This is a genomic window from Allobosea sp. (genome assembly GCF_051860145.1).
Taxonomy (GTDB): domain Bacteria; phylum Pseudomonadota; class Alphaproteobacteria; order Rhizobiales; family Beijerinckiaceae; genus Allobosea.
Genome location: NZ_JBHYEM010000007.1, coordinates 85,058 through 110,993, shown reverse-complemented (window position 1 = coordinate 110,993; position 25,936 = coordinate 85,058). Strand labels below are relative to the sequence as shown.

28 protein-coding genes are annotated in these 25,936 nt (G+C 67.7%); 11 read left to right on the top strand and 17 right to left on the bottom strand.

The genetic code is table 11. From position 1 onward, the window contains the following. The first annotated feature begins 80 nt into the window (after positions 1–80). Together ACTIF2_RS14145 and ACTIF2_RS14140 are read left to right on the top strand one after the other, a co-directional pair. The gene (locus tag ACTIF2_RS14145) at positions 81–2,057 is read left to right on the top strand and encodes a methyl-accepting chemotaxis protein (protein WP_439497725.1); all 1,977 of its coding nucleotides are present in this window, start codon (positions 81–83) and stop codon (positions 2,055–2,057) included. Then, positions 2,054–2,413 carry a tRNA-binding protein gene (locus ACTIF2_RS14140; protein WP_439497724.1) on the top strand — a complete coding sequence of 120 codons (360 nt, stop codon included), beginning with the start codon at positions 2,054–2,056 and terminating at the stop codon, positions 2,411–2,413. The genes ACTIF2_RS14145 and ACTIF2_RS14140 overlap by 4 nt, the downstream gene beginning before the upstream one ends. A gap of 10 nt (positions 2,414–2,423) precedes the next feature. Here the strand turns inward: ACTIF2_RS14140 and ACTIF2_RS14135 are convergent, their stop codons facing one another. Together ACTIF2_RS14135 and ACTIF2_RS14130 are read right to left on the bottom strand one after the other, a co-directional pair. Beyond that, positions 2,424–3,338 carry a pyridoxamine 5'-phosphate oxidase family protein gene (locus tag ACTIF2_RS14135; RefSeq protein ID WP_439497723.1) on the bottom strand — a complete coding sequence of 305 codons (915 nt, stop codon included), beginning with the start codon at positions 3,336–3,338 and terminating at the stop codon, positions 2,424–2,426. A 7-nt stretch (positions 3,339–3,345) separates the two neighbouring features. Then, positions 3,346–3,969: a glutathione S-transferase gene (locus ACTIF2_RS14130; RefSeq protein ID WP_439497722.1), complete on the bottom strand. Its 624-nt coding sequence runs from the start codon at positions 3,967–3,969 to the stop codon at positions 3,346–3,348. A gap of 100 nt (positions 3,970–4,069) precedes the next feature. Between ACTIF2_RS14130 and ACTIF2_RS14125 the strand changes: the two genes are divergently transcribed. Continuing rightward, positions 4,070–4,972, top strand: coding sequence for a LysR family transcriptional regulator (locus tag ACTIF2_RS14125; RefSeq protein WP_439497721.1), 903 nt, complete (start codon positions 4,070–4,072; stop codon positions 4,970–4,972). Positions 4,973–4,974: 2 nt separating this feature from the next. Here ACTIF2_RS14125 and ACTIF2_RS14120 read toward each other — a convergent pair whose 3' ends face one another. The 3 genes from ACTIF2_RS14120 to ACTIF2_RS14110 form a co-directional block, all read right to left on the bottom strand. Next, positions 4,975–6,423: an ATP-binding protein gene (locus ACTIF2_RS14120; RefSeq protein WP_439497720.1), complete on the bottom strand. Its 1,449-nt coding sequence runs from the start codon at positions 6,421–6,423 to the stop codon at positions 4,975–4,977. A 4-nt stretch (positions 6,424–6,427) separates the two neighbouring features. Further along, on the bottom strand, positions 6,428–7,156 hold the full coding sequence (locus ACTIF2_RS14115; RefSeq protein ID WP_439497719.1) for a response regulator: 729 nt from the start codon (positions 7,154–7,156) through the stop codon (positions 6,428–6,430). Positions 7,157–7,283: 127 nt separating this feature from the next. Further along, positions 7,284–7,781: a MarR family winged helix-turn-helix transcriptional regulator gene (locus ACTIF2_RS14110; RefSeq protein ID WP_439497858.1), complete on the bottom strand. Its 498-nt coding sequence runs from the start codon at positions 7,779–7,781 to the stop codon at positions 7,284–7,286. 195 nt (positions 7,782–7,976) lie between these two features. Here ACTIF2_RS14110 and ACTIF2_RS14105 point away from each other — a divergent pair, with 195 nt between their 5' ends. After that, positions 7,977–8,864, top strand: coding sequence for a branched-chain amino acid aminotransferase (locus tag ACTIF2_RS14105; protein WP_439497718.1), 888 nt, complete (start codon positions 7,977–7,979; stop codon positions 8,862–8,864). 92 nt (positions 8,865–8,956) lie between these two features. Here the strand turns inward: ACTIF2_RS14105 and ACTIF2_RS14100 are convergent, their stop codons facing one another. The 5 genes from ACTIF2_RS14100 to uvrC all read right to left on the bottom strand — a co-directional run bounded on the left by ACTIF2_RS14100 (position 8,957) and on the right by uvrC (position 13,721). After that, the gene (locus tag ACTIF2_RS14100; protein WP_439497717.1) at positions 8,957–10,051 is read right to left on the bottom strand and encodes a DUF1176 domain-containing protein; all 1,095 of its coding nucleotides are present in this window, start codon (positions 10,049–10,051) and stop codon (positions 8,957–8,959) included. 6 nt (positions 10,052–10,057) lie between these two features. Continuing rightward, the gene (locus tag ACTIF2_RS14095; RefSeq protein ID WP_439497716.1) at positions 10,058–10,513 is read right to left on the bottom strand and encodes a molybdenum cofactor biosynthesis protein MoaE; all 456 of its coding nucleotides are present in this window, start codon (positions 10,511–10,513) and stop codon (positions 10,058–10,060) included. Between the two features lie 155 nt (positions 10,514–10,668). Next, positions 10,669–10,920 (bottom strand): molybdopterin converting factor subunit 1, encoded by a 252-nt coding sequence (moaD, locus tag ACTIF2_RS14090; protein WP_439497857.1) that lies wholly within the window; start codon positions 10,918–10,920, stop codon positions 10,669–10,671. Between the two features lie 26 nt (positions 10,921–10,946). After that, on the bottom strand, positions 10,947–11,537 hold the full coding sequence (pgsA, locus tag ACTIF2_RS14085) for a CDP-diacylglycerol--glycerol-3-phosphate 3-phosphatidyltransferase (protein WP_439497856.1): 591 nt from the start codon (positions 11,535–11,537) through the stop codon (positions 10,947–10,949). An 87-nt stretch (positions 11,538–11,624) separates the two neighbouring features. Beyond that, the gene (gene uvrC, locus ACTIF2_RS14080) at positions 11,625–13,721 is read right to left on the bottom strand and encodes an excinuclease ABC subunit UvrC (protein WP_439497715.1); all 2,097 of its coding nucleotides are present in this window, start codon (positions 13,719–13,721) and stop codon (positions 11,625–11,627) included. Between the two features lie 152 nt (positions 13,722–13,873). Here uvrC and ACTIF2_RS14075 point away from each other — a divergent pair, with 152 nt between their 5' ends. The 6 genes from ACTIF2_RS14075 (at position 13,874) to ACTIF2_RS14050 (ending at position 19,007) form a co-directional block, all read left to right on the top strand. Next, positions 13,874–14,890 carry an NADP-dependent oxidoreductase gene (locus tag ACTIF2_RS14075; protein WP_439497714.1) on the top strand — a complete coding sequence of 339 codons (1,017 nt, stop codon included), beginning with the start codon at positions 13,874–13,876 and terminating at the stop codon, positions 14,888–14,890. A 64-nt stretch (positions 14,891–14,954) separates the two neighbouring features. Then, on the top strand, positions 14,955–15,560 hold the full coding sequence (locus ACTIF2_RS14070) for a gamma carbonic anhydrase family protein (RefSeq protein ID WP_439497713.1): 606 nt from the start codon (positions 14,955–14,957) through the stop codon (positions 15,558–15,560). Positions 15,561–15,784: 224 nt separating this feature from the next. After that, the gene (gene lgt, locus ACTIF2_RS14065) at positions 15,785–16,621 is read left to right on the top strand and encodes a prolipoprotein diacylglyceryl transferase (protein ID WP_439497712.1); all 837 of its coding nucleotides are present in this window, start codon (positions 15,785–15,787) and stop codon (positions 16,619–16,621) included. Then, positions 16,618–17,712 carry a class I SAM-dependent methyltransferase gene (locus ACTIF2_RS14060; protein ID WP_439497711.1) on the top strand — a complete coding sequence of 365 codons (1,095 nt, stop codon included), beginning with the start codon at positions 16,618–16,620 and terminating at the stop codon, positions 17,710–17,712. The genes lgt and ACTIF2_RS14060 overlap by 4 nt, the downstream gene beginning before the upstream one ends. A gap of 19 nt (positions 17,713–17,731) precedes the next feature. Next, complete coding sequence (gene pgeF, locus ACTIF2_RS14055; protein WP_439497710.1) at positions 17,732–18,499, top strand: peptidoglycan editing factor PgeF; 768 nt, start codon at positions 17,732–17,734, stop codon at positions 18,497–18,499. Positions 18,500–18,722: 223 nt separating this feature from the next. Continuing rightward, positions 18,723–19,007 (top strand): hypothetical protein, encoded by a 285-nt coding sequence (locus ACTIF2_RS14050; RefSeq protein WP_439497709.1) that lies wholly within the window; start codon positions 18,723–18,725, stop codon positions 19,005–19,007. Positions 19,008–19,082: 75 nt separating this feature from the next. Here the strand turns inward: ACTIF2_RS14050 and ACTIF2_RS14045 are convergent, their stop codons facing one another. Together ACTIF2_RS14045 and ACTIF2_RS14040 are read right to left on the bottom strand one after the other, a co-directional pair. After that, on the bottom strand, positions 19,083–19,829 hold the full coding sequence (locus tag ACTIF2_RS14045; RefSeq protein ID WP_439497708.1) for an SDR family oxidoreductase: 747 nt from the start codon (positions 19,827–19,829) through the stop codon (positions 19,083–19,085). Next, positions 19,822–20,610, bottom strand: coding sequence for a glycosyltransferase family 2 protein (locus tag ACTIF2_RS14040; RefSeq protein ID WP_439497707.1), 789 nt, complete (start codon positions 20,608–20,610; stop codon positions 19,822–19,824). Before ACTIF2_RS14040 ends, ACTIF2_RS14045 begins: the two co-directional genes overlap by 8 nt. A gap of 369 nt (positions 20,611–20,979) precedes the next feature. On the opposite strand from ACTIF2_RS14040, the gene ACTIF2_RS14035 reads away from it, so the two are divergent. Continuing rightward, positions 20,980–21,666 (top strand): outer membrane protein, encoded by a 687-nt coding sequence (locus ACTIF2_RS14035; protein WP_439497706.1) that lies wholly within the window; start codon positions 20,980–20,982, stop codon positions 21,664–21,666. A 307-nt stretch (positions 21,667–21,973) separates the two neighbouring features. Here the strand turns inward: ACTIF2_RS14035 and ACTIF2_RS14030 are convergent, their stop codons facing one another. The 5 genes from ACTIF2_RS14030 to ACTIF2_RS14010 form a co-directional block, all read right to left on the bottom strand. Continuing rightward, positions 21,974–22,582 carry a glutathione S-transferase gene (locus ACTIF2_RS14030; protein ID WP_439497705.1) on the bottom strand — a complete coding sequence of 203 codons (609 nt, stop codon included), beginning with the start codon at positions 22,580–22,582 and terminating at the stop codon, positions 21,974–21,976. A gap of 27 nt (positions 22,583–22,609) precedes the next feature. Then, positions 22,610–23,461 (bottom strand): 23S rRNA (adenine(2030)-N(6))-methyltransferase RlmJ, encoded by an 852-nt coding sequence (locus ACTIF2_RS14025; RefSeq protein WP_439497704.1) that lies wholly within the window; start codon positions 23,459–23,461, stop codon positions 22,610–22,612. A 31-nt stretch (positions 23,462–23,492) separates the two neighbouring features. Further along, complete coding sequence (locus tag ACTIF2_RS14020; protein WP_439497703.1) at positions 23,493–24,167, bottom strand: ribonuclease T2 family protein; 675 nt, start codon at positions 24,165–24,167, stop codon at positions 23,493–23,495. 7 nt (positions 24,168–24,174) lie between these two features. Beyond that, positions 24,175–24,636, bottom strand: coding sequence for a hypothetical protein (locus ACTIF2_RS14015; RefSeq protein ID WP_439497702.1), 462 nt, complete (start codon positions 24,634–24,636; stop codon positions 24,175–24,177). Positions 24,637–24,762: 126 nt separating this feature from the next. Beyond that, positions 24,763–25,896: an iron-containing alcohol dehydrogenase gene (locus ACTIF2_RS14010; RefSeq protein ID WP_439497701.1), complete on the bottom strand. Its 1,134-nt coding sequence runs from the start codon at positions 25,894–25,896 to the stop codon at positions 24,763–24,765. Between the last annotated feature and the right edge of the window lie 40 nt (positions 25,897–25,936).

Below are 25,936 nucleotides of genomic sequence, written 5' to 3'. Positions count from 1 at the left end.
GGCGAAATCGCGGCGTCGTTAACAGGGCCTTAGCCATTCTTCACGAATGTGCGGAATCTTTCTCCGCGGGGCTCCTCTCCATGCCGTTCCTGAAGTCACTTTCTGCGCTCTCGATCGGCCGTTCATTCGGCCTCATCGCCGCGCTCGCCGCACTCGTCGCCGTCGGCAGCGTCGGCTTCACGCTGTACGAAGCCCGCAACGAGATGATCTCGCTCAAGCGGGACGAGATCAAGAATGCGGTCGAGGCGGCAGCGACGACGGTCGCTGCTTACGTCGCGCGGGTCGAAAAGGGCGAAATCAGCGATGCCGACGGCCGCAAGCTCGCCATCGACGCGGTCACCAATGCGCGCTTCGACGGTGGCAACTACTATTTCGTCATCCGCTATGACGGCGTGAACATAGCCCATGCCAGCAAGGCCCTGATCAACACCGACATGTCGGCGTTCAAGGACACGAACGACAAGCTCTTCGTCAAGGATCTGGTCGATGTCGCCAAGGGCCAGGGCAGCGGCTTTGTCGACTATTTCTGGCTGAAGACGGGCGACAAGGACCCCTCGCTCAAGATCTCCTATGTGGTCGGCGTGCCGAAATGGCAGTGGGCGATCGGCGCCGGGCTGCATGTGCAGGATGTCGATACCGCGTTCCAGGGCATGATGGCGGATGTGGCCAAGGTTCTCGTGCCGCTCGGCCTGCTGATCCTCGGGCTGGTGATCGTCCTGAGCCGGCGCGCCTCTGCCATGCTGTCCTCGCTGGCGGCGACGATGAACGGCCTTGCCGAGGGCGAGCTCAAGACCGAGATCGCGCATCAGGGGCGCCGCGACGAGATCGGCAGCATGGCCCGCGCGCTCGTGGTCTTCCGCGACGCCGCGTTGGCGAAGGAGGAGATGGCTGCCGACAAGCTGCGCGCCGAAGAGCAGGCGAGCTCGCATCGCGAGGCGGCCGATCATGAGCGCCGCCGCAACGAGAGCGAGCGCGCCGAGACCTCGGCCCAGCAGGAGACCGTGGTGCGGGCGCTGGGCGCCGGGCTCGAGCGCCTGGCCGAGGGCGATCTGACCTACCGGATCGACGACGCCTTCACGGCCGACTACGTCAAGCTCAAGGACGATTTCAACGGCGCGATCCTCAAGCTCCAGGAGACGATGCGCCAGATCGCGACCAATACCGAGAGCATGAAGGCCGGTTCCGGCGAGATCAGCCAGGCGGCCGACGATCTTGCCGGCCGGACCGAGCAGCAGGCCTCCTCGGTCGAGGAGACGGCGACCGCGCTCGACGAGCTGACCGCGACCGTGCGCCAGACCGCCGAGAGCGCGCGCCTCGCCAGCCAGGCGACGGTGCAGGTCAAGTCGGAGGCCGAGCAGTCGACCCAGATCGTGCAAGACGCCGTCACCGCGATGGGCGGCATCGAGAAATCGGCCGACGAAATCTCGCAGATCGTCGGCGTCATCGACGAGATCGCCTTCCAGACCAACCTGCTGGCGCTGAATGCCAGCGTCGAGGCGGCGCGCGCCGGTGACGCCGGCAAGGGTTTTGCCGTCGTCGCCTCCGAGGTGCGTGCGCTGGCGCAGCGCTCGGCGGAAGCCGCCAAGGAGATCAAGGGCCTGATCGCGGCCTCGACCGTCGAGGTCGACAAGGGCGTCGCCCTGGTCGGCCAGACTGGCAGCGCGCTCCAGCGCATGGCCGAGGAGATCACGCGCGTGACGGCGCTGGTCGCCGAGATCGCCGGTGCCGCGCAGGAACAGGCGGCCGGGCTGCAGGAGGTCAACACCGCAGTCAACGAGATGGACCAGGCGACGCAGCAGAACGCCGCGATGGCCGAGGAATCGACCGCGGCTGCGCATGCCCTCTCGCAGGAGGCCGACCGGCTGGCGGGCCTGGTGGCGCGCTTCAAGCTCGGCGGCGACGTCGCCGGCCTGCAGGCGATGGCGCGCAAGATGGCGGCGGTGGCGCCCGCTCCGCGCGGGGTTGCGCCGGCGCGCAAGGCCATGCCAGTGAGCGGCGCGGCGACCGCCCGCAAACTCGAGCCGAGCGCGCATGACCGCGCCTGGGAGGAATTTTGAGCGCATCCGACGAACCGGCCGCGACGATCGCCTTCGACGATTTCCTCAAGGTCGACATCCGCGTCGGCACGATCGTCGAGGCGCAGCCCTATCCCGAGGCCCGCAAGCCCGCCTACAAGCTGGTGATAGATTTCGGCGGCACGATCGGCCTGAAGAAATCCTCGGCGCAGATCACGAAGCATTATCGCTGCGAGGACCTGCCCGGCCGGCAGGTCCTCGCGGTGGTGAATTTCCCGCCGCGCCAGATCGGCAAGTTCATGTCTGAGGTGCTGACGCTCGGCATGCCCGACGGCGACGGCGAGGTGGTCCTGATCGGACCCAGCCTCGGCGTGCCGAACGGCGGACGGCTGTTCTGATGACGCCATCCTAGGCGGCGGGTCGCTCCCGCCGCCATGTCCCGGTCTCCAGCGTCGTCGGGGCCGGTTCGACCGCCGACCAGGCGAAGGGCAGCGCGGCCCCGTGCCGCCAGGCGCGCCTCACGCGAAAGCGCCAGAGCCGCTCGGCCCTGTCGAGACCACCAAGCTCCGGCCCCTCCCAGACGATCTCGGTCTCGCCCTGAAGCTGGACGAGGTCGCCACGCTCGAAATCGATGAAGAGCAGCGCCGCGCGCGGCTCGATCAGCAGATTGCCGAGCGTGTTGAAATAGCTGTTGCCGGCGAAATCGGGGATCGTCAGGACATCGCCGTCGATCCGTACGAAACCGGGCCGGCCGCCGCGATGCGAGATGTCGACGCCCGCGCCCGAGGCGCTGGCGACGAAGAGCGTGTCCGCGTTGCCGATCAGCAAACGCGCGGCCTGATCCAGACCCGGAAGCTGTTCCACCTGCGCCGGCGCCCGGACGATCGGCGTCGGGCTGCGCGTCTGGATGTATTTGGCGCAATTGCCGAAGCTCTGCGTGACGGTGATCGAGAGGCCCGCCGCGTCGCGCCGGGCGACGATGCCATTGGCGCGGTTGCGCCGCCGCGTCGTCAGATCGATGCCGAGCAGGCCGATGCCGGCGCCCTGTTGCAAGGCGGTCGATGCAGGGTCGCCGGCGGCGGGCAAGGCGTCGATGCGAAGGCTGATTGGCGAAGGGCTGTGCGCGAAGCCGGGCACGCCGGTCAGCGCGGTTCCGATCGGCCAGCCGTCCCGGTCGAGGCCGGCCGCGAAGAGATAGGGCAGCAGCGTGAAGAAGTCGCGGTGCTGGGCCGGCATGAACTCGCGGATGCCGGCGCCGCGCGCGAAAAGGCCGGCGCGCTCCTGCGCCTTCAGCTCGCCGGGATGGAACGGGGTCTCGTCCATGGCGATTTCATCCCCGGTTTGGCAGCGGCGAGGGCGGGATCGGCTTGAAGAAGGGCAGGGCTTCGACGCGCGCGAGCCAAGCCCGGATCGCCGGATAGGGCGCGAGCGAAATGCCGCCCTCCGGCGCGTGGGCCACATAGGAATAGCAGGCCAGGTCGGCGAGCGTCGGATGATCGGCGGTGAGGAAGGCGCGGTCCGCGAGGTGCCCGTCCATGAAGGGAAGCAGCCGGGCGGCGATCCTCTCGGCGCGGGCCGGATCGTCCTTGATGCCGAACTGCGCGATCAGCCGCGCCATCGAGGGGCCGTGCATGACCTCGCCGGCGGCGATCGAGAGCCAGCGCTGGACCTGCGCCGCCGCGACCGGCTCGGTCGGCAGCCAGCGGCTCTCCGGCGCGTAGCGCTTCACCAGATAGACCATGATCGCATTGCTGTCGGCCAGCGTCAGCGGCCCGTCCTGCAGCACCGGGATCTGGCCGAGCGGGTTGAGCGCCCGGAAGGCCGCGCTCTGCCGGATTTCGGCCGGGGCGGGCAGGAGGCGATAATCGAGCCCGAGCGCCAGAAGCAGCAGTTCGACGCGGTGGCCGTGGCCGGATAACGGGGTGCTGTGAAGGATGATTTCTGGCTGCGGCATCGAGCGGGCCCTCGCGAATGAGCCGGCATCATGATTGTTCCGCTTTGCGGACGAAACCTGTTATTCCTTCAACTCAGAATTCCAGAAGCAGGAACAGCCTTTGGACCGGCTCGATGAATTGGCGATCTTCGTCGCGATCCTCGATACGGGCAGCCTGGCGGGAGCCGGGCGGCTATTGCGGCGCTCGCGCCCGGCGGTGACGCGGGCGCTCGCGGGGCTCGAGGAGCGGGTCGGCGCGCGGCTGATCGCCCGCACCACGCGCCAGCTGACGCCGACCGATGCCGGGCGCGCGCTCGCCGGCGCGGCGCGGCGCATGCTGGCTGATTATCAGGGGGCGCTGCAGGGCGCGGCGGCCGAACCGGTTCGCGGCCTGCTGCGGGTCACCGCGCCGCTGGTCTTCGGACGCAGGCATGTCACGCCGCTGGTCACCGCCTTCCTCGACCGTCATCCCGACGTCCAGGTCGAACTGGTGCTGGCCGACCGGAATCTCGACATGATCGAGGAGGGGCTCGACGCCGCGATCCGGATCGGCCCCTTGCCGGATTCACGCCTGATCGTGCGGCGCGTCGGGGAGGTTCGCCGGATCCTGGTGGCGGCGCCCGCCTATCTGGAACGGCGCGGCGCGCCGTCACGGCCGGCGGATCTCGTCGGCCACGACACCATCGCCAGCGTCGCGGCGGGGCAGACGTTGACATGGCGCTTCGGCGGGGCCGGGCGTGGCGCGCGCGTCGCGATCACGCCGCGCCTGATCGTCAACGAGGTCGAGGCGGTGCTGATCGCCGCCCGCGCCGGGCGCGGCGTGGCGCGGCCGCTCTCCTATCAGGCGGCCGACGATCTCGCTGCGGGGACGCTGGTCAGGCTGCTGCGCGAGTTCGAGCCGCCGCCGCTGCCGGTGCAACTCGTGGTGCCCAGCGGCCAGCATCTGGCGCCGAAGGTGCGGGCTTTCCTCGACCATGCGGCCGATCATCTGCATGGTCTGGCGGTGATCAGGCCGGAGGCTTGACCTCACACCGGCAGCCGCACCGTGGCGCGCAAGCCGCCCAGCGGCGAGTCGCCGAGCATGATGTCGCCGCCATGGGCACGCGCGATGTCGCGGGCGATGGCGAGGCCCAGCCCCGTGCCGCCGCTATCGACATTGCGGGCCTCGTCGAGCCGGAAGAAGGGCCGGAAGACGTCCTCGCGCAGGGCCGGCGGGATGCCGGGGCCGTCATCATCGACCATCACGATCAGGTAGCGCGCGTCATGGGTCGCGCTGATGGCGATGCGGTCGCCATAGCGCGCGGCGTTCGAGACGAGGTTGGTGAGCAGGCGGCGGATGGCGTCGGGCCGGATCACCACGAGCGGGTCGCCATGGACCTCGAGCTCGGTCTGGTGGCCCTGACGCTCGGCATCGCCCTTCAGCTCCTCGAGCAGGGCGCGGATATCGGTCTCGGTCGCCGCCTCGCCGGCATCGCCGCGGGCGAAGGCGAGATAATCCTCGAGCATCCGGCTCATCTCGTCGACATCCTTCTCCAGCGCCTCGATCTCGGTCGAGCGCTCGAGCAAGGCGAGCGAGAGCTTGAAGCGCGTCAGGATGGTGCGCAGGTCGTGGCTGACGCCGTTGAGCATGGTGGTGCGCTCGCCGACCGAGCGCTCGACGCGGCGCTTCATCTCGATGAAGGCATTGCCGGCGCGCCGGACCTCGCGCGCGCCGCGCGGCCGGAAATCGGTGTCGCGGCCCTTGCCGAAGGCCTCGGCGGCGTCGGCCAGCCGTAGGATCGGCCTGATCTGATTGCGCAGGAAGAGCACGGCGATGGTGAGCAGGATCAGCGATGTGCCGATCATCCAGAGCAGGAAGATATGGCTGTTCGAGGCATAGGCCTGGCTGCGCCTGGTCAGCACGCGCATGACGTTGGGCCCGAGCTTGACCCGGATCTCGATCAGGCTGGAGCGGCCGACGGTGTCGAGCCAGAACGGCCGCGCCACCTGCTGGCTGAGCTCCGTCGAGAGCGCGCTGTCGAGCAGGGAGAAGAAGGGGCGGGGGCCGGGAGCCGGCAGGTCGGCGTCGGGAATGATGTCGACATCGAGCCCGAGGCGGTCCTGCGCGATACGGGTCAGGACCGAGGCCTGCGCATCCTGCGGATAGCTCTCATAGACGTCGATCAACGCGGCGATATCGGCCGAGACGGCGGCGGAGAGGCGTTGCGTCACCGTCTGCCAGTGCCGCTCCATGAAGACATAGGCGACGACCGATTGCAGCAGCACGACGGGCGCGATGACGATGACCAGCGCCCGCGGATAGAGCCCCTTCGGCATGTAGCGGCCGACGGCCCGGAACGGCCGGTCACCGGCCTTGAGGGCGGGCTTGAGGGCGCGCGCCAGGGCGGCGTTCCACTGACTGAGCGTGGTCCAGGCGCGTCCCAGGCCGAGGCCGACGGCCTGGGCCCAACGCAGATAGGGGGCGCCGCCCTGCATGAAGTCAGGCCCGATCCGTGACCAGCCGGTAACCGACGCCGCGAACGGTCTGGAGATAGAGCGGATCGGCCGGGTCGCGCTCGATCTTGCGGCGTAGCCGGTTGATCTGGACGTCGATGGTGCGGTCATTGGCGGCCGAGCCCTGGGCCGCGAGCTGCTCGCGCGGGACATGCTCGCCGGTGCGCTCGGCCAGCGCGGTCAGGATCTCGCGCTCGCGCTCGGTCAGGCGGATCGTCTCCTCGCCCTGGCGCAGCTCGCCGCGGGCGAGCCCGTAGATGAAGGGCCCGAAGCGCACGAAATCCGGCCGGCTGCCCGATTGCCCGCCCTCGGCCACGACGGTCCGCTTCAGGATGTTGCCGAGCCGCAGGATCAGCTCGCGCGGCTCGAACGGCTTTGAGAGATAGTCGTCGACGCCGAGCTCGAGGCCGTTGATGCGGTCGGCGCTGTCGGCGCGCGCGGTCAGCATCAGGATCGGGACGCCGGACAGGCCGCGGAAGCGGCGGGCGAAGTCGAAACCGTTCTCGCCCGGCATCATGATGTCGAGCACGATCGCGTCGAAGACGAGATGCGCCAGCCGCGAATCGGCCTCCGCCGCGCTGGCGGCGGTGGTGACGCGATAGCCATGGTCGCCGAGGAAACGTGCGAGCAGGTCGCGAAGACGGCGGTCATCGTCGACGACGAGGATATGCGGCGCCTCGTCGGGCACAGGCTTGAGCGCGCTGCTTGCGGCCATCTGGGCTCCTTCGCCGTGGGCGCAGATTGAAGGTCGGGGCAGGATAGCACGGCCTGCGCCGCGAAAGCTCGGGCTAATCAGGAGCGATGAATGAGGCGATCTGGCGTTCGCGGCGCAACCGGCTGCCTCAGTCCGACCCGGCGAGCGAGCCGAGCACCTTCTTGCGCTCCGAAGGGTTGATCAGCCCCGCCAGATAGCGCGCGACGATTTCGCCTCCTTCCGGCCCGAGCGCGGCGAGGGCGGCGTTGATCCGCTTCGCCTGCAATTGCGCCAGCCTGACCGCGAGCTCCTTGCCGGCCGCGGTCGAATGGAGCTTGCGCTGGCGCTTGTCCTGGACGCCCATGCGCGACTCGACGAAGCCGGTCTCGACCAGCTCCTTGAGCACGCGGTTGAGGCTCTGCTTGGTGATCTGCAGCAGGTCGAGCAGCTCGGCGATGGTCAGGCCAGGGCGGCGCTGCACGAAATGCAGAACCCGGTGATGGGCCCGGCCGAAGCCATAGTCGGCGAGGATCCGGTCCGGGTCGCTGACGAAGTCGCGATAGGCGAAGAACAGCAGCTCGATCAGGTCATAGGGAACGTCGTCGCCCGGCGTGGGGCGGGGCGCGTCGGTCGGACGGACTTGCATGTCGGCCATGCGGCGTTCTCATTTTACGTCAGTGATGTTGACATATCTCAGACGGAAGATTACCGGTCAAGCATGCGCGGCGACGGATTATGTCGCATCCGGCCGTATCCGCGCAGTATTCGTTCCGTGCTTGCGTGTCCATCGCCCTTGTGGCGGAGTCTCGGCACAAGAAGACTCTCAAGGAGGAGTTGTCCCATGTCAGTCATTCCTTTCGACCAGCGCGACGGCGTGATCTGGTTCGACGGCAAGCTCGTGCCGTGGAAGGACGCCACGGTGCACGTACTCACCCACGGGCTGCATTACGGCTCCTGCGTCTTCGAGGGCGAGCGCGCCTATGACGGCGTCATCTACAAGTGCACCGAGCACTCGAAGCGCTTCCACAAATCGGCCGAGATCATGGATTTCGACATCCCCTATTCGGTCGCCGAGATCGACGAGGCGAAATATCTCTGCCTCAAGGAGAATGGCCTGAAGGACGCCTATATCCGCCCGGTCGCCTGGCGCGGCTCGGAGATGATGGCGGTGTCCGGCATGAACAATTCGATTCATACCGCGATCGCGGTGTGGGAATGGCCGAGCATGTTCGACATGGCCCAGAAGCTGAAGGGCGTGCGCCTCGACATCGCCGATTATCGCCGGCCCGACCCGGCCTGCGCGCCGGTCCATGCCAAGGCTGCGGGCCTCTACATGATCTGCTCGCTCTCCAAGCACAAGGCCGAGCGCGGCGGCTATGCCGACGCGATGATGCTCGACTGGGAAGGCAATGTCGCCGAATGCACCGGCGCCAACATCTTCTTCATCAAGGACGGCGTCATCCACACGCCGCTGGCGGACCGTTTCCTCAACGGCCTGACGCGCCAGTCGGTGATCGAGCTCTGCAAGCAGCGCGGCTTCGAGGTGGTCGAGCGCCGCATCCGCCCCGAAGAGCTCGACGGTTTCGCCGAATGCTTCATCACCGGCTCTGCCGCCGAGGTGACGCTGGTCTCCGAGATCGGCCCCTACAAGTTCATCACCGGCAATATGGGCAAGGTGATCATGGAGGATTACTCCGCCGCGGTGAGGCCGAAGCAACAGGCGGCGTGACGGAGCGCGTCATGCTCGGGCTCGACCCGAGCATCTCCTGAAAGAGATTCCCGGGTCTGCGCTTCGCTACGCCCGGGAATGACGGCGCGCCGCTATTTCACGAACTTCGTCTCGCTGTGGAACAGTGAAATCCACTCGTCCGGCGGCAGGCCGCGGCAGACGCTCATCTCGTTCCAGCTCGTCAGGACGAAGGCCGAGCCGGTCCAGGCATAGATGCCGGACGAGCCGCAATCGGCGGGGCCGCGACCCTTGCTGAAGAAGTCGAGCAGGCCGGATTTGGGGTCGTAGGCGCTGTTGACCAGCTCGTCCTGCGGCTTGCCGGAGGGCGTCGGAAAGGCGACGCGGCGCGCGGCCGCGACCTTGCCCTGCTCGATGATCCAGTAGGCGCTGCCCATGTTGTAGGCGCCCTGGTAGCAGAGCAGCCCGACCAGATGGCTGCGCGGGCCGAGCGCCCAGACATTGTCCATGTTGGACCCGGCTTCGGGCCTGTCGTCGCAGGTATCGGGCTCGACCCGCTTGAGATGCGCGCGGAGGTTCGCGGGCAGCGTCTTCGCGAGCGTCTCGTCCGGCGCCGGAACGCCCGAGGTTGCACGCGCGGTGATGACGGGCAGGGCCGGTGCCGCGGGAACGGCCGTGGCCGGCTTGTCGCCCTTGCGGATCAGCGCCGTCACCGTCCCGAGCCGCCCCTGCTGCTCGTCGATCCAGAGCAGCGCCGCAATCGCGCCGGAGAGCGAGAGGGTGAAGCTCTTGCCGTCGAAGCCGATGCCGAGTTTCGTCGCCTTGCGGGAGGCGGCGATCAGCGCATCGGAATCCTGTGCCGGAAGGTCGATCGTGCCGACCTCGCCATCGGGCGACGAGCCGGGAAAGCTCCGGCCAGCCGCCGGGAACGGCGCGCCGTCGAGGGTCAGCCGCGCCTCGAAAGCCTTCTTCAGCTTGATGTCCCGGATCTGCAGCGACAGGCTCGGCAGGTCGGTTGGGCCACCGCCGCGCTGGAGCCTGACATAGGCGAGCCGGTCGTCGAGCTCGCCCGGCAGGGAGAGCGCGGTGCATTGCCGGAGATTGTCGCAGCCCGCGACCCAGTCGCGGAAGACCTTGGTGGTGGGCTCGGCCGAGGCTGCGGTGGGGAGGCCGATGACGAGAAGCGCGCCGAGCAGGGGCCAGGACAAGCCGCGCAGATGCCGCACCATCACCCTCTACCCCCAGCGTTCGGCCGCCTCGTCATCGCCCGTCTTGGCCTCGACCCAGCCGCCGATCGTGCCGTCGGCCAGATGCTCCCGTTTCCAGAATGGCGCACGGGTCTTGAGATAGTCCATCATGAATTCGGCGGCTTCGAAAGCGGCGCGGCGATGGGCCGAGGTCGCGACGACCAGCACGATCTGCTCGCCCGGCCGGACCAGCCCGTAGCGATGGATGGCGACGAGCCCGGTCAGCGGCCAGCGCGCGGCGGCTTCCTGCGCGACGCGGGCGATCTCGGCCTCGGCCATACCTGGATAATGCTCGAGTTCGAGCGCGGCGAGCGCGCCCCCTTCGCTGCGGCAGAGCCCGGCGAAGCTGACCACGGCGCCGATATCGCTGCGGCCGGCGGTCAGGGCCGCGATCTCGGCATTGAGGTCGAAATCCTCGCGCTGGATGCGGATGACGGGTGTCATGGCTCGGCCCGGTTGATCGCCATTTGAACCCTCATCCTGAGGAGCGATCCGCAGGATCGCGTCTCGAAGGATGCTCCAGCATGCTCTGGAGTATTCGAGACGCCGCTTCGCGGCTCCTCAGGATGAGGGCTGTATCAAAATCTTGCTGATCAATATCACCCGCCGGTCATCGGCGGGAAGAAGGCGATCTCGCGGGCGCCGGACAGGGATGCGTCCGGCTTGACATGGGCGTGGTCGATCGCGGCGCGCACCACCGCCTCGTTCTCGAAGGCGATCTCGTAGCCCTCGCCGCGGGCCTTCAGCCAATGCACCAGGTCGGCGACGGTCCGGGCCCCGCCCGGTACCTCCACCGTCTCCTCGGGCAGGCCGATGCGCTCGCGCACCCAGGCGAAATAGACGAGCTTCAGGCTGCGGGTCTCGGTCAGGCTGTCGGTCATGATGCGCGCTCGTCCTCGTCCACCAGATGGCGGATGCCGGCGTTGAAATAATCCCAACCCGTATAGATGGTCAGGATCGCTGCGAACCACAGCATGACGATGCCGATCTGGGTATTGTAGGGCAGAACCTTGTCGCCCGCGGGGCCGGCGACGAGGAAGCCGAGCGCCAGCAATTGCGCCGTCGTCTTCCATTTCGCGACCTTGCTGACCGGAACGCTGACCTTGAGTTCGGCCAGGAATTCGCGCAGGCCCGAGACCAGGATCTCGCGGCAGAGGATGACGATGGCGGCCCAGAGCGACCAGCCATAGATCGTGCCATCGGCGACCAGCATCAGCAGCAGCGCGCAGACCAGGAGCTTGTCGGCGATCGGATCGAGCATGCGGCCGATCGCCGAATGCTGGCTCCAGGCGCGCGCGATCCAGCCGTCGAGATAGTCGGTCACCGCCGCCGCGACATAGATCGCGAGCGCGATCCAGCGCATCCAGTCGTCGCGCGGCCAGAACAGCAGCGCCACCAGGGCCGGAATCGCGACGATCCGGCCGTAGGTCAGCAGGTTCGGCAGCGACCAGGGGCCACGCCGCCTCATGGCGTCTGGGAGAATCGTCACGGGAAATACCAAAGCAGCGCGCTTGTGACAGCGTCAACACGCAATCCCGCGAGGTGCGCACGAACCTCACGCATCGTGAAAGAACTCATGCACCGCCTTGGCCGTCGCGGCGTTGACGCCGGGCGTGCGCATCAGGTCGTCGAGCTTGGCGCGCTGGATCGCCTTGACCGTGCCGAAATGCAGCAGCAGGGCGCGCTTGCGCGAGGGGCCGATGCCCGGGATCTCGTCGAGCGGATTCTTGGTGATGTCGCGCTTGCGCCTGGCGCGATGCGTGCCGATGGCGAAGCGGTGCGCCTCGTCGCGCAGGCGCTGGATGAAGAACAGGGCGGGGTCGCGCGGCGGCAGCTTGAAGGGCTCGCGGCCGACCATGAAGAAGGTCTCGCGCATGGCGTTGCGATCCTCGCCCTTGGCGATCGCGACGAGCCCGATATCGGCGGCGCCGCATTCGGCCATGATCTTCCGCGCCGCCTCGAACTGGCCCTTGCCGCCGTCGACGATGACGAGGTCGGGCCGGGAGGGGAATGCGGTGTCGTCTTCGGGCAGTTCAATCGCAGCCGCTGCTGCAGACGCTTCGGTGATGGTAGCGGGAGAGGGACTCGAACCCCCGACAAGCGCCGCACTCGCTTCAGCGAGTCCGGGCGCGGCAATTCCCGGCGCTTCGTCCGTCGCTGACGGTTGCTGCACACTCTCCTTCGCCAGCCGCGAAAACCGCCGCTTCAGCACCTCGCGCATCATGCCGAAATCGTCGCCGGCGATGGTGTCCGAGGAGATGTTGAAGGTGCGGTAATGGCTCTTCATGAAGCCGTCGCGCCCGGCGACGACCATGCCGCCGACCGCGTTCGTGCCCATGATGTGGGAGTTGTCGTAGACCTCGATGCGGCGCGGGGGCCTTTGCAGGCCAAAAGCCTCGCCCAGCGCCGCGAGCAGACTTTGCTGGCCGGCATTCTCGGCGAGCTTGCGCGAGAGCGCCTCCTTGGCGTTCTTCTGGGCATGGGCGACGAGGTCACGCCGCTCGCCGCGCCTGGGCGCCGCGACCTCGACCTTGCGGCCGGCGCGGGCCGAGAGCGCCTGGCCGATCAGCGCGATCTCCTCGACCTCATGCGAGAGCAGGACGAGGCGCGGCGGCGGCTTGTCGTCGTAGAACTGGGTCACGACCGAGGCGAGCACCTCGGCCGGCGTCAGGCTCTTGTCGGCGCGCGGGAACAGCGCCCGGTTGCCCCAGTTCTGGTGGTTGCGGAAGAAGAAGATCTCGACGCAGAAATGGCCGCCCTGCTCGTCGATGGCGAAGACGTCGGCCTCCTCGACATTCTGGGTGTTGATGTCCTGGCCGGCCTGCACGGCCGAGAGCGCCGCGAGCCGGTCGCGATAGCGCGCGGCCTTCTCGAATTCGAGCGCCTCCGCGGCCTCCTGCATGCGGGCCGAGAGCGTCTGCTTGACCGACGAGGAGCGGCCGGAGAGGAAGTCGCGCGCCTGGCTGGCGAGCGCCTGGTAGTCGGTATGCGAGATCTCGCCGGTGCAGGGGCCGGCGCAGCGCTTGATCTGGAAGAGCAGGCAGGGCCGGGTGCGGTTCTCGTAGAAGGAATCGCTGCAGGTGCGGATCAGGAAGGCCTTCTGCAGCGCGTCGATGGTGCGCTTCACCGCCCATACGGAGGCGAAGGGGCCGAAATAATCGCCCTTGCGCTGGCGCGAGCCGCGATGCTTGGCGATCTGCGGGGCGGGATGGTCGCCGGTCAGCAGGATATAGGGGAAGCTCTTGTCGTCGCGGAGCAGGACGTTGTAGCGCGGCCTGAGCTGCTTGATCAGGTTGGATTCGAGCAGCAGCGCCTCGGTTTCCGTCCCCGTGGTGACGAATTCCATGTTCGCCGTCTCGGCGATCATCCGCGCGACAGCGTTGGTATGGGCCATGCCGCGGGCATAGGCCGTCACCCGGTTCTTCAGGCTCTTGGCCTTGCCGACATAGAGCACCTCGCCGGCGCGATCGAACATCCGGTAGACGCCGGGCCTGTTCGGCAAATGCCTGGCGAATTGCTGGATGACCTCGATGCCGTGCTTCAGCTCCGAGGGCGAGGCCGCGGCCGCATCAGTGCTCGATGCGGGGAGGGGAAGAGTGTCCTCCTCGTCCTCGATCTCGTCGTCCGGCAGATCTGGGCGTTCGCGATTCATGGCCCTGATGTAGGACGCCCGAGGCGTTTCGTCATGTCAGGAGCGTGATCCGGCAGGTCTCAAAATGCACAGGCGAGCTGGTGCTGATGGACCGGCGCTCCCCATATCGCGATGATCAATCGAGAAACATGCTTCAGCGAGGATCACATCCGATGGCCCAATTGGACAATCTCCGAATCGTACTCGCCTCGCGCCCTGCCGGCCGGCCGCGCCCGGGCGATTTCAGGCTCGAGCATGCCGCGGTTCCGACTGCCGCCGAGGGCCAGGTTCTGCTGCGGATCCTCTACCTCTCGCTCGACCCCTATATGCGCGGCCGGATGAGCGAGGCGAAATCCTATGCCGCGCCGGTCGCGATCGGCCAGGTGATGGAGGGCGGCACCGTCGCGGAGGTCCTGGAAAGCCGTCACCCCAGCTTCAAGCCGGGCGACATCGTGCTCTCGCATTCCGGCTGGCAGTCCCATGCGGTGGCCGACGGGGCTCATCTGCGCAAGCTCGATCCGGCCGCCGCGCCCATCACGACGGCGCTGGGCGTGCTCGGCATGCCGGGCTTCACCGCCTATGCCGGCCTGCTGACGATCGGCCAGCCCAAGGCGGGGGAGACCGTCGTCGTGGCCGCGGCCAGCGGGCCCGTCGGATCGGCCGTCGGGCAGATCGCGCGGATCAAGGGCGCGCGCGCCGTCGGCATCGCGGGCGGCGAGACGAAATGCGCCTTCGTCCGGGAGACCTTCGGCTTCGATGCCGTCATCGATCATCGCGCGCCCGATTTCGCGGAAAAGCTGGCGGCGGCCTGTCCCCAGGGTATCGACGTCTATTTCGAGAATGTCGGCGGCAAGGTCTGGGACGCAGTCTTTCCGCTGCTGAACACGTTTGCCCGGATTCCGGTCTGCGGCCTCGTCGCGCAATATAACAGCACGGGCGATTTCGCGGGTCCCGACCAGCTCCCCGTCGTCATGCGGCAGGTCCTGACCAAGAGCCTGACGATCCGCGGGTTCATCCAGCGCGAATTCGTCGCGCAGCGTCCGGCCTTCGAGCAGGAGATGGCACGCTGGATCACTGACGGCGCGCTGAAATACAAGGAAGACATCGTCGCGGGTCTCGACCGGGCGCCGGAGGCGTTCATCGGCCTGCTGGAGGGCAAGAATTTCGGGAAGCTGATCGTCAAGGTCTGAGCGGGGCTCAGATCGCCGCGACGCAACGCTGCGACCATCGCCAAGGGAAAACCGGGAGCCAGCCATGCTGATCGAACATGAAGGCCTGCGGCCACGCATCCATCCCTCCAGCCGCATCGCGCCCAACGCGACGATCTGCGGCGACGTCACCATCGGCGAGAACTGCTCCGTCGGCTTCGGCGCGGTGATCAGTGCGGAGAGCGGCCCGGTCCGCATCGGCCGCAACTGCGTGATCATGGATACGGCGGTCATCCGGGGCGTCCGCGGCGCCGAGATGAGCATCGGCGACAATGTGCTCGTCGGCCCGCGCTCCTATCTGACCGGCTGCGTCGTCTCCAACGAGGCCTTTCTCGCCACCGGCGTCACGGTCTTCAACGGCGCCCGAATCGGCGCCGGGGCCGAGGTGCGGATCAACGGGATCGTGCATTTGCGGACGGTGCTGCCGGAAGGCGCCATCGTGCCGATCGGTTGGGTCGCGGTCGGCGACCCGGCCCGCATCCTGCCGCCCGAGAAGCATGACGAGATCTGGGCCATCCAGAAGGCCCTCGATTTCCCGCGCTTCGTCTTCGGCATGGATCGCCCCGCCGAAGGCGAAAGCATCATGCCGCAAGTCATGCCGCGCTATGCGGGCGCGCTGGTGCGCCGCCACGGCGGCGACATCGAGCTCTGATCCGAGCCGGTGAAGCGGCTTTTCGCTTGACCGTGCCGCGCGGGCGCGGCCATGTCGCGGCAGGTTTTGCCTCGCGCCGTCATCCCGGGCGACCGAAGGGAGACCCGGGATCCATGCTAGGGCGCTGATCGGAGGCGCTCTGGCATGGATCCCGGATCGGCGCCGCTTCGCGGCTTGTCCGGGATGACGGCGGCCATTCAATGAATTCTGCCGGACCCTTGCCCATGCCCGTCTTCGCCATTCCCTTTCCGGTGATCGATCCGGTCGCGCTGCAGCTCGGCCCGCTCTCGGTGAAATGGTACGGGCTCGCCTATGTCGCCGGGCTGATCGGCGGCTGGTGGTATGCGCGGCGGCTGGTCTCGTCGCCCGGGCTGTGGGGCACGTCGAAGCATCCCGCGGCCGACGAGCTCGACGACATGCTGCTCTGGGTCGCGCTCGGCGTCGTGCTCGGCGGGCGGCTCGGCTTCGTGCTGTTCTACGATCTGGAGCGCTATCTCGCCCGCCCGCAGGACATCGTCGCGATCTGGCAGGGCGGCATGTCCTTCCATGGCGGGCTGTTGGGCGCGGCGACCGCGCTCTTCCTGTTCGCGCGCAAGCGGGGCTATCCGGCGCTGAGCGTCTTCGATCTCGCGGCCGCGGTGGTGCCGATCGGGCTCTTTCTCGGGCGCATCGCCAATTTCATCAATGCCGAGCTTTGGGGCCGGCCGGCGCCGGACCTGCCCTTCGCCATGGTCTTCCCCAATGCCGGGCCGCTGCCGCGCCATCCGAGCCAGCTCTACGAGGCGCTGGGGGAGGGCATCCTGCTCTTCATCCTGCTGGCATTCGTCGTGCGGGCCGGCGGCTTCAAGCGTCCGGGTTTCGTCGCCGGCGTCTTCGGCATGGGCTATGCTGTGGCGCGCATCGTCTGCGAGTTCTTCCGCGAGCCGGACCCGCAACTCGGCTTCCTGTTCGGCGCCAGCGTCGATGCGCTGAGCGGCGGCATCACCATGGGCATGCTGCTCTCGCTGCCGCTGTTCCTGGCCGGGCTGTTTCTGGTGCTGCGCGCCAGGCGGGCTGCATGAGCCTGCTGAAGGCGGAGCTCATCCGCCTGATCCGCGAGGAGGGGCCGCTCAACGTCTCGCGCTACATGGCGCTCTGCCTCGGCCATCCGCGCCATGGCTACTACATGACGCGCGACCCCTTCGGCGCGCAGGGCGACTTCACCACCGCGCCCGAGATCAGCCAGATGTTCGGCGAGCTTCTCGGGCTCTGGGCCGGCGCCGTCTGGCAAATGATGGGCGAGCCGGCTTCGGTACGCCTCGTCGAGCTCGGGCCTGGACGCGGCACGCTGATGGCCGACATGCTGCGGGCGGCCAGGATCGTGCCGGGCTTTCGCGAGGCGCTCGACGTCCATCTCGTCGAGATCAGCCCCGTGCTGCGCCAGGCCCAGCACCAGAGCCTGGCAGGGGCGGCCGCGCCATCCTGGCATGACGGGATCGAGACCGCCCTCGACGGACCCGTGATCGTCGTCGCCAACGAGTTTCTCGACGCGCTGCCGCTCGACCAGTTCGTCAAGACCGGGGATGGCTGGCGCGAGAGGCTGGTCGGGCTCGACGCTGGAGGCGAACTGGCCTTCGGCCTCGCCGGCGCGCCTGAGACCTCGCTGACCATGGCCGCCCCCAACGGCAGCGTCATTGAGCAGCCGGCAGCCGCGCTCGCTATCGTGGCGACGGTCTCGCGACATCTCGCCTTCCATGGCGGTGCGGCGCTGTTCATCGACTATGGCTCGGTGCGGTCCGGTTTCGGTGACACGCTCCAGGCGGTCCGCCGGCAGCGTCATGTCGACGTGCTGGCGGAGCCGGGCGAAGCCGACCTGACCGTGCATGTCGATTTCGAACGCATGGCGCAGGCCGCGCGCCGGTCCGGCGCGGCGACGCACGGCCCGGCGACGCAGCGCGAGGTCCTGCTGGCGCTCGGGCTCGCCGAGCGGGCACAGGCGCTCGCCGCCAGGGCGAAGCCCGAGCAGGCCGAGGCGATCCGGGGCGCCTTCGAGCGCCTGACCGCGACGGGCGCGACCGGGATGGGTGAATTGTTCAAGGTTCTGGCGCTATCGCATCCCGGATTACCGCCTCTGCCCGGATTTGACCTTCATCAGATGCCAGAGCAGGCCTGACCACCAGCCGGAAACAGCCATGTTCATCACATCTCCCGAACTTGCCGCCGAGCCCGGCATCGCGCATGCCTTCTTCACCCGCGAGGGCGGCGTTTCGACCGGGATCTACGCCTCGCTCAATGGTGGCCTCGGCTCGAACGACAATCCCGCTGCGATTGCCGAGAACCGGGCCAGGATGGCGGCCCATATGAAGGTGGCGCCAACGCATCTGGTTAGCGTGCATCAGGTGCATTCGGCCGATGCCGTGGTCGTCACCGGTCCGTGGGACGGTGACAAGCCGAGGGCCGATGCCATGGTGACCACCGCTCATGACGTGGCGCTCGGCACCTCGACTGCCGATTGCGGGCCGATCCTGTTCGCCGACAGCGAGGCCGGCGTGATCGGCGCGGCACATTCCGGCTGGAAGGGGGCGTTCACCGGTATCGTCGGGGCGACGGTGACGGCGATGGAGAAGCTCGGCGCCCGGCGCGAGCGCATCCTCGCGGTGCTCGGCCCCACCATCAGTGCGAAGGCCTACGAGGTCGGGCCGGAATTCGTCGAGCGCTTCAAATCCGAGAATGCTACCTATGCGCGCTTTTTCCATGGCTCGGAGCGGCCGGCGCATGCGATGTTCGACCTGCCGGCCTTCATCGCCCTGAGGGCGCAGGAGGCGGGAATCGGGCGCTTCATCGACCTCGGACTCTGCACTTATGGCGACGAGAATCGCTTCTTCAGCTATCGCCGCACGACTCACCGCAACGAGAGCGATTACGGCCGGCTGATCTCGGCGATCGCGCTCCGGCGCTAGAGCCGGATGATTTCAGATGGAATCTTGAAGTGATTCCAGTTGAGAGCTGAATCCGTCTCTCATCAAAGAGTTAGAGCAGGATCAATCCGAAAAACCGGTTCCCGCTTTTTCGCATTCTGCTCTCACACACAGGTGATTAACCGGTCTTTTCAATCTGCAGTTGCTTCGCCAAACCAGCGGAGTCATCTTCCCTGCTGCCATGCACCATGGCTTTGGGGGTATCATGGAACAGATACTGATCAACCTCGTAGCAGGAGCGCTGGGTGGCAATGCGGCTGGCAAAGCCTCCCCTAGCTTCGATCTGGGAACACTTGGCAATACGATTGCCGGGCTCGTCGGCGGCGGCGTGCTCGGACAACTTGTCCCTCTCGTGCTGCCGGCGGTGACGGCCGCGGCGACGAGCGGCAATTTCAGTATCGGTAGCATCATTACGAACCTGATCGCCGGCGGTGCCGGTGGCGCCGTCCTGACCGCCATCATCGGCGCAGTGAAGAACAAGGCCGCGTAGCGTAGTCATTCCGACGTCGTGCGACTCGCGCGACGTCGGCCTTCTGTCAGTCCGGGACCGGCCTGCCGACCCGCTTCACGTCACGATGTCCGGGGTGCGCCACGCCAGGTGCTGGCCGGAATCGACGGCGATCATTTGCCCGGTGACCGAGCGGGCGCCGGCGAGGTAGAGCACCGCATCGGCGATCTCGGCCGCCTCCACCGTCCTCTGCAGCAACGAACCGGCCGCCTCGCGCGCGAGCAGCGCCTCGCCGTCCTGCGGGTTCGGGAAGGTCGGGCCGGGGCCGACGGCATTGACCCGGATGCGGGGTGCGAGCGCCTGCGCCATGGTCGTCGTCGCGGTCAGCAGCGCTGATTTGCTCAATGTATAGGAATAGTATTCCGGCGTCGGCTTCCAGACCCGCTGGTCGATGATGTTGACGATGCAGCCTTCGAGATCCTCGGGGAGGCGGTTCGCCATGGCGCCCGCCAGCACCGAAGGTGCGCGCAGGTTGATCGAGAACTGCCGGTTCCAAGTCGCCACGTCGAGCGCGCGGACGTCGTCCACCAGGAAGCTCGAGGCGCTGTTGACCAGGAGCGTCACCGGGCCGAGCGCGGCCTCGGCGGCGGGCAGGATGCCGTCGACGGCAGCGGGATCGGCGAGGTCGGCTGCGATCACGCTGGCTTTGCCGCCGCGCTCGCGCAGGCCGGCGGCGAGCGCCTGCGCCTCGGCGCGCGAATTGCCGCAATGGATCGCGACCGCATAGCCAGCGTCAGCCAGGCGCTCGACGATGGCGCGCCCGATCCGGCGGGCGCCGCCGGTCACGAGCGCGACCTCAGACATTGTCCTGCTCCGCGCCGGAACGCCGGCTGAGGCGGCGCTCCCAATGTTTGGCGACGCGCAGATAGCGATAGAATGCGTAGTTCATCGCGGTCATGAAACCATAGACGCCCCGCAAGGCATGCCGCCGGCCAATATAGGCCTTGATGAAGTTGGCGGGGAATTCGGCGACGAGCCGGAACACCGAGAGCGTCTCGCCGCGCTTGTCGAGATCGTCGGCCTGGGCATCGCTATAGGCGTTCAGCTTGTCGATCTGTTCGCCCAGCGAGCGCACCGAATAGTGATGCACGGTGCCGCTCAGCCGCCCGACTCGGGCGTGAGGCGAGAGCTCGACGCGATCATGCACGGGCGAGGGCGAATAGCGCCCCTTGTCGCTGCGATAGAGCCGCACGGGCGAGAGCGCATAGGCGAAGCGGTGCGGAGCCTGCTCTCCCGGGAAGATCTCGGCGATTCGCAGCTTGTAGGCATCCGCCGCCGGCTCGCCCCGGGCGAACAGCCCGGCGATCTCGGCCGCCAGATCGGCCGGGACGACCTCGTCGGCGTCGAGGTTCAGCAGCCAGGGATGCCGGCATTGCTCCTCGGCGAAGCGCTTCTGCTGGCCGTAGCCCGGCCAGGGATTGAAGATCACGCGGGCGCCATGCTGCTCCGCGATCGCCTGCGTGCCGTCGGTCGAGCCCGAGTCGATCACGACGATGTCGTCGCTCAGCACGCGCACGGCCGCGATCGTGCGGCCGATCCGATCGGCCTCATCGCGCGTAATGATGAATATCGAAAGCGGTGGCACCCGTCCTGTCTCGTCTTCTCCGTTCATTCACGGCTAAAGCACGGGCCGCGCGGAGCGGCAAGCCGGCCGCCATTTTGTCGGCACAATTCGCGGAACCTTGGGGCAATCCGCGCGTTGGGGCTTCGGTGCGATGCGTATGACTCTGAAACATTAGTATTCGATTTACCATTTAGAGTGCTTTAACACTAATTAACCTGGGTTGAACAATTGGTTATAGTCATCCTCATTCGTGCCGCATTTTTGCCGTGGTCTGGAGTGGACATGTGCTTTAGCCGCAACAGACATCGGCAGCATCTGGGGTTATAAGGGTTCCATCGACATCACCGCCGGGTTCTGCCGGCGACAGCGACGACTACCAAGGAGTTAGACATGAAGAAGTACCTGCTTTCGAGCGTCGCGGCCATCGGCCTCGTCGCTGCCGGCGCTGCCGCTGCCGCTGACCTGCCGTCCCGCAAGGGCCCGGTCGCCGCTCCGGTCTATTACCCGCCGGTGTTCACCTGGACCGGTTTCTACGTCGGCGTGAACGCCGGCTACGGTTTCGGCCAGATCGACTCGACCAATCTCGGCATCATCGGCGGTTACGATGATCCGGACGGCTTCATCGGTGGTGGTCAGATCGGCTACAACTACCAGATCGGCCAGTGGGTCGTCGGCCTCGAGGCTGACTTCCAGGGCGCCGACCTGAAGGCCAGCGCTACTGATCCGGTCCTGGGTGTTCGCGCCTCGAACGAGATGCAGTGGTTCGGTACGGTTCGTGGCCGCGTCGGCTACGCCTTCGACCGGTTCCTGCCCTACGTCACCGGTGGTTTCGCCTATGGCAGCGTGAAGAACAAGATCTCCACGCCGTTCGGCTCGGCCAGCAACGACAACACCCAGTATGGCTGGACGCTCGGTGGCGGTCTCGAATACGCCTTCACCAACAACCTGACGGCCAAGATCGAGTACCTCTACGTCGACCTCGACAAGGAGTCGTTCAACGTCCCGGGCGGCACCTTCAACGCCAACGTCGAGACCAAGTTCTCGGTCGTCCGCGCCGGCCTGAACTACAAGTTCTAGTCCGATCCCCTCGCGGGGCTCACGAACCCGGTGGCTTCGGCCACCGGGTTTTTTGTTGTGCGTAGTGATGCTTTCAAGGTGAAACGCGGCGTCTTTCCGGGCGCTGCGCAGCAGCGAGCCCGAACCCAGAGCCTCCGTCATTGCGAGCGAAGCGAAGCAATCCAGGGCTCGCTCGACGGCCCCTGGATTGCTTCGGAGCTCACGCTCCTCGCAATGACGAGCCAGCAGCGTCAGCGTTTCCGGGTTCCGGGCTCAGGCCTGCGGCCTGCCCCGGAATGACGGATGGCGTCGTCTAGAACAGCTTGCTTCAACCCTTGAAGCGGGTGGTCTCGAAAGACGGGACCTTGGCGGCGAAGTCGTCGAGCCAGGCGACGAGTTTCGGATGGTCGGCCCGCCATTTCCCCTCATGGCGCAGGTCGAGATAACCGAGCGCGCAGGCGAGCGCGATCTCGCCGATGCGCGGCCGCTCCGGCCAGGCTGGCGGGGCGGGCTCGAGCGCCGCGAGCGCGCGGTTGACCTTGCCGGCCTGATTCTCGATCCACGCCGCATTGCGCATCTCGGGTGCGCGGAACCGGCCTTCATAGACCTGGAGCAGCGCGGCGTCGCAGATGCCGTCGGCCAGTGCCTGCAGTCGCAACTGGGCGAAGCGCTCCTTGCTGCCGGCCGGAATCAGGCGCCCGCCGCCGGCGAGATGGTCGAGATAATCGACGACGACGCGCGAATCGAACAGCGTCTCGCCATCCTCGAGCACCAGGGTCGGGATCTTGCCGAGCGGGTTCTGGGTCCGCAGCACGTCCTTGGGGTCGGTGGTATCGGCCGGGACGATCTCGATGCGCTCCATCAAGCCGAGCTCATAGGCGGCGATCTTGACCTTGCGGCCGAAGGGGGAGGCGGGCGAGGTGCGCAAAACGAGCATCGGAAAATCCTTGGGCATTGCTAGGCATCAGCCGTCCGGTCGGATCGGCTCGCAAAGGTAGCGCGGTCGCGGCCCCTGCGCGAGGCGTTCGCTCAAAGCGGGCAGCAGGATGCGGGCCTCGTCCGCCAGGCGCCAGGGCGGGTTGACGACGAGCAGGCCGGTGGCGCCGAGGCCGCCCGCCGCTTCCGGCCGGTCGACGTCGATCTCGAGCCTGAGCAGGCGACCGATTCCGGCATCCTCGATCGCGCCGAGGAGGTCGGCGGCGGCGCGGCGGTCCTTCACCGGGTACCAGAGCGCGTAGATGCCGGTCGGCCATTTGCGATGGGCGGCGATGGTTTCGGCGGCCAGCGTCGCGAACTCGTCCTTCTCCTCGAAGGGCGGGTCGATCAGGATCAGCCCGCGCCGCTCCTTGGGCGGGACATTGCCGCGCAGCGCATTCCAGCCGTCGATCGCCAGCGCCTTGCAGCGCGAATCGCGGCCGAGCGCGGCAGTGAGCTTCTTGTAGGTCTGCGGGTGCAATTCGGCGGCGATCAGCCGGTCCTCGGCCCGCATCGCATGGCGACAGAGCCAGGGCGAGCCGGGATAGGCGTCGCTGCCATGGCGCTCGCGGGCAGCGGCGACGGCTTCGCGCCAGGGCTTGAGCAGTTCCTCGACGGCCGGCGCAAGCGGCGACTGGTCGAGCCGGGCGACGCCGTCCCTCCATTCATGCGTGCGCAGCGCCTCTTCGGAACCGAGATCGTAGCGCCCCGCGCCGGCATGGGTGTCGACGATGCGATAGGGCGTGTCCTTGACGCCGAGATGGGCGAGGATGCGCATCAGCACGACGTGCTTGAGGATGTCGGCGAAATTTCCAGCGTGGAAGCCGTGACGGTAGTTCATGATGCGGTCTTAGCCGCGCCGGCCACGCTTGTCAGCGCACCGCCTTCACGGTGATCTCGCGCGTGCGGCAGCCGGAGCGGTCGACCTCCTGGCAGGTGCGGAAATTGCGCAGGTCCTTGCTGAAGCAGATGCGGACCTCCTGCAGCACGCCGCGGGAGCAGGCGACGGACATCATGTCGGTGCGCAGGCCGGGATTGGCGGCGACGAAGGCGCGTTCGAGATCGATCGCCGTCCAGGTCTGGTCGCGCTCGCTCTTCTGCAAAGGCGGCGGGATCGCGACCTTCTCGCGGGCGCGGCGGACATCGGAGAAATAGTCGCTCGGGCTGGAGCCGGAGCAGGTGCCGTGCTTGCGCCACTGGTAGCGGGCGAGGCCTTCGGAGGGGAACAGGCCCTCCGCCTGCTGCATGGCGATTCGCGACGGCGTGCGGCCGGAGGGGCCGCAATCGCTGGGATAGCCGCGCTCGTTCTGCGGCCAGAGGCCGTGCACGACGAAGCCGAGATCGGCGCCGCTCTCGCATTGCTCGCGGGCCCGCCCGCGCCCGCCATCCAGCTCGCAGAAGCCGGGCGACCAGGACAGGGCGAGCACGTAGAAATCGAAATCGCCCGGGGCGCTGCCGCCACGCTGGCTGCGCCACTGCGCCTCGGCGGTGGGGGCGGCAAGCGTCAGGGCCGCCACCAGAGCCAGCCCGATTCGGGTCAGCGACATGATGGGCTCAGGGGCGCGCCATCTTGCAGTCCGGCGCGTAGCTGCGATGCCGGTCGAGGCCGTTGACGCACCAGTTGACGTTCCAGCCCCGGCCGAACAGGCCGAGATTCTCGCGCACCGAATAATCGACACGGTGCAGGCTGCCGTCGTTCAGGGCGATGCGCCCGGTGCAGAAGCGGCGCGGGATGAAGTCGTCGCCCCAGGGCCGATAGGCGAGCGGGCGGATGCGATCATAGGTGACGACCTGGAGCGGGCCCCAGAACTTGGCCTCGCGGGAATTGAACCAGCTCGTCAATTCGCCAAGCACGGAGGGGTCGTCGCAGGCGGGCAGGGCGCCATACATCGGGATGATGCGTTCCTCAGCCCGGTCGGGCGGCGCGACATAGCGGCGGCCCGAGGCCTCGGCCCCGAGCGTCGCCGCCAGGCAGGCGGCCGAGACCAGGGTGGTTGTCAGCAGAGCGCGGCGCATGGGTGCAGGCCTCGTGCACTGGGTTGGATCCGGTGCGGCACGATGGCCGGCGCAGGGGGGAGGGTCAAGCGCTGGATACGAGCGGGGTTAAGCTCGCAGGGGGACTGTGGCTTTTCGATCCGGCCCCTACTCGAAGGACGCCTCCAGCATCGCGGCATAATCCGCGGCGCTGGCAGTGCGGGGATTGCTGGCGCTGGAATGGTCCTTGACCGCCGCCTCGGCGATGGCGGGAATGACGTTCCGCGGCAGGCCCATTTGCGACAGGCTCGCGGGCATGCCGAGCCGCACGGTCAGCCCGGCGAGCCAGGCCGCGAGGTCGGTGTCGGGCGCTAGGCCGAGCGTGCGGCGGATCTCGGCATATTTGGCGCCGCATTCCGGCTCGTTGAAGCGCAGCACGGCCGGCAGCAGCACAGCGTTCAGCGTGCCGTGATGCAGCGAGACCTCCTTCAGGCCGCCGAGCGGGTGCGAGAGCGCATGCACCGCGCCGAGGCCCTTCTGGAAGGTGAGGCCGCCCTGCAGCGCCGCCATCATCATCTCCTTGCGGGCCTCGCGATCGGAGCCGTCCTTCACCGCGCGCTCGATATGGGCGACGGCGCGCTTCAGTCCGTCGAGCGCGATCGCCTCGGCCGGCGGGTTCTCGCGCGGGCTGAGATAGGTCTCGATGCAGTGGGTGATCGCGTCCATGCCGGTCGCGGCGGTCAACCAGGCCGGCAGGCCGAGCGTCAGCTCGGGGTCGCAGATCGCGAGCCGGGGAATCAGGTGCGGCGAGATGAAGCCGAGCTTGCGGCCGTCATTCAGGGTGATCAGCGCGGCGCGGCCGACCTCGCTGCCGGTGCCGGCCGTGGTCGGGATCGCGATCACCGGCGCCACGGCGGCCGTCACCTTGGGGATGCCGGCGAGGATCGCGGCATAGGTCTCCAGCGGGCCGTCATGGCCGGCGAGCAGGGCGACGCCCTTGGCGAGGTCGATCGGCGAGCCGCCGCCAATGGCGACGAGCCCGTCGCAGCCGTTCTCGCGATAGAGGGCGAGCGCGGTGAGCACGGCCTCCTCGGTCGGGTTGGTCGGGGTCGCGTCGAAGATGGGCGCCGCCTGCAAGGCCGGCGCATGCGCCTGGACCGTGCCGACGACGCCGGCGGCGACCACGCCCTTGTCGGCGATGATCAGCGGCTTGCGGATGCCAAGTCCGCCCAGGTCGCCCTCGATACCTGCCACTTCGCCGAAGCCGAAACGGGTCGTGGTGAGATAGGTGATCAGGGCCATGCTGCGTCCTCTCCGGGGCGGCCTCGTCTCGCCGGTCGGC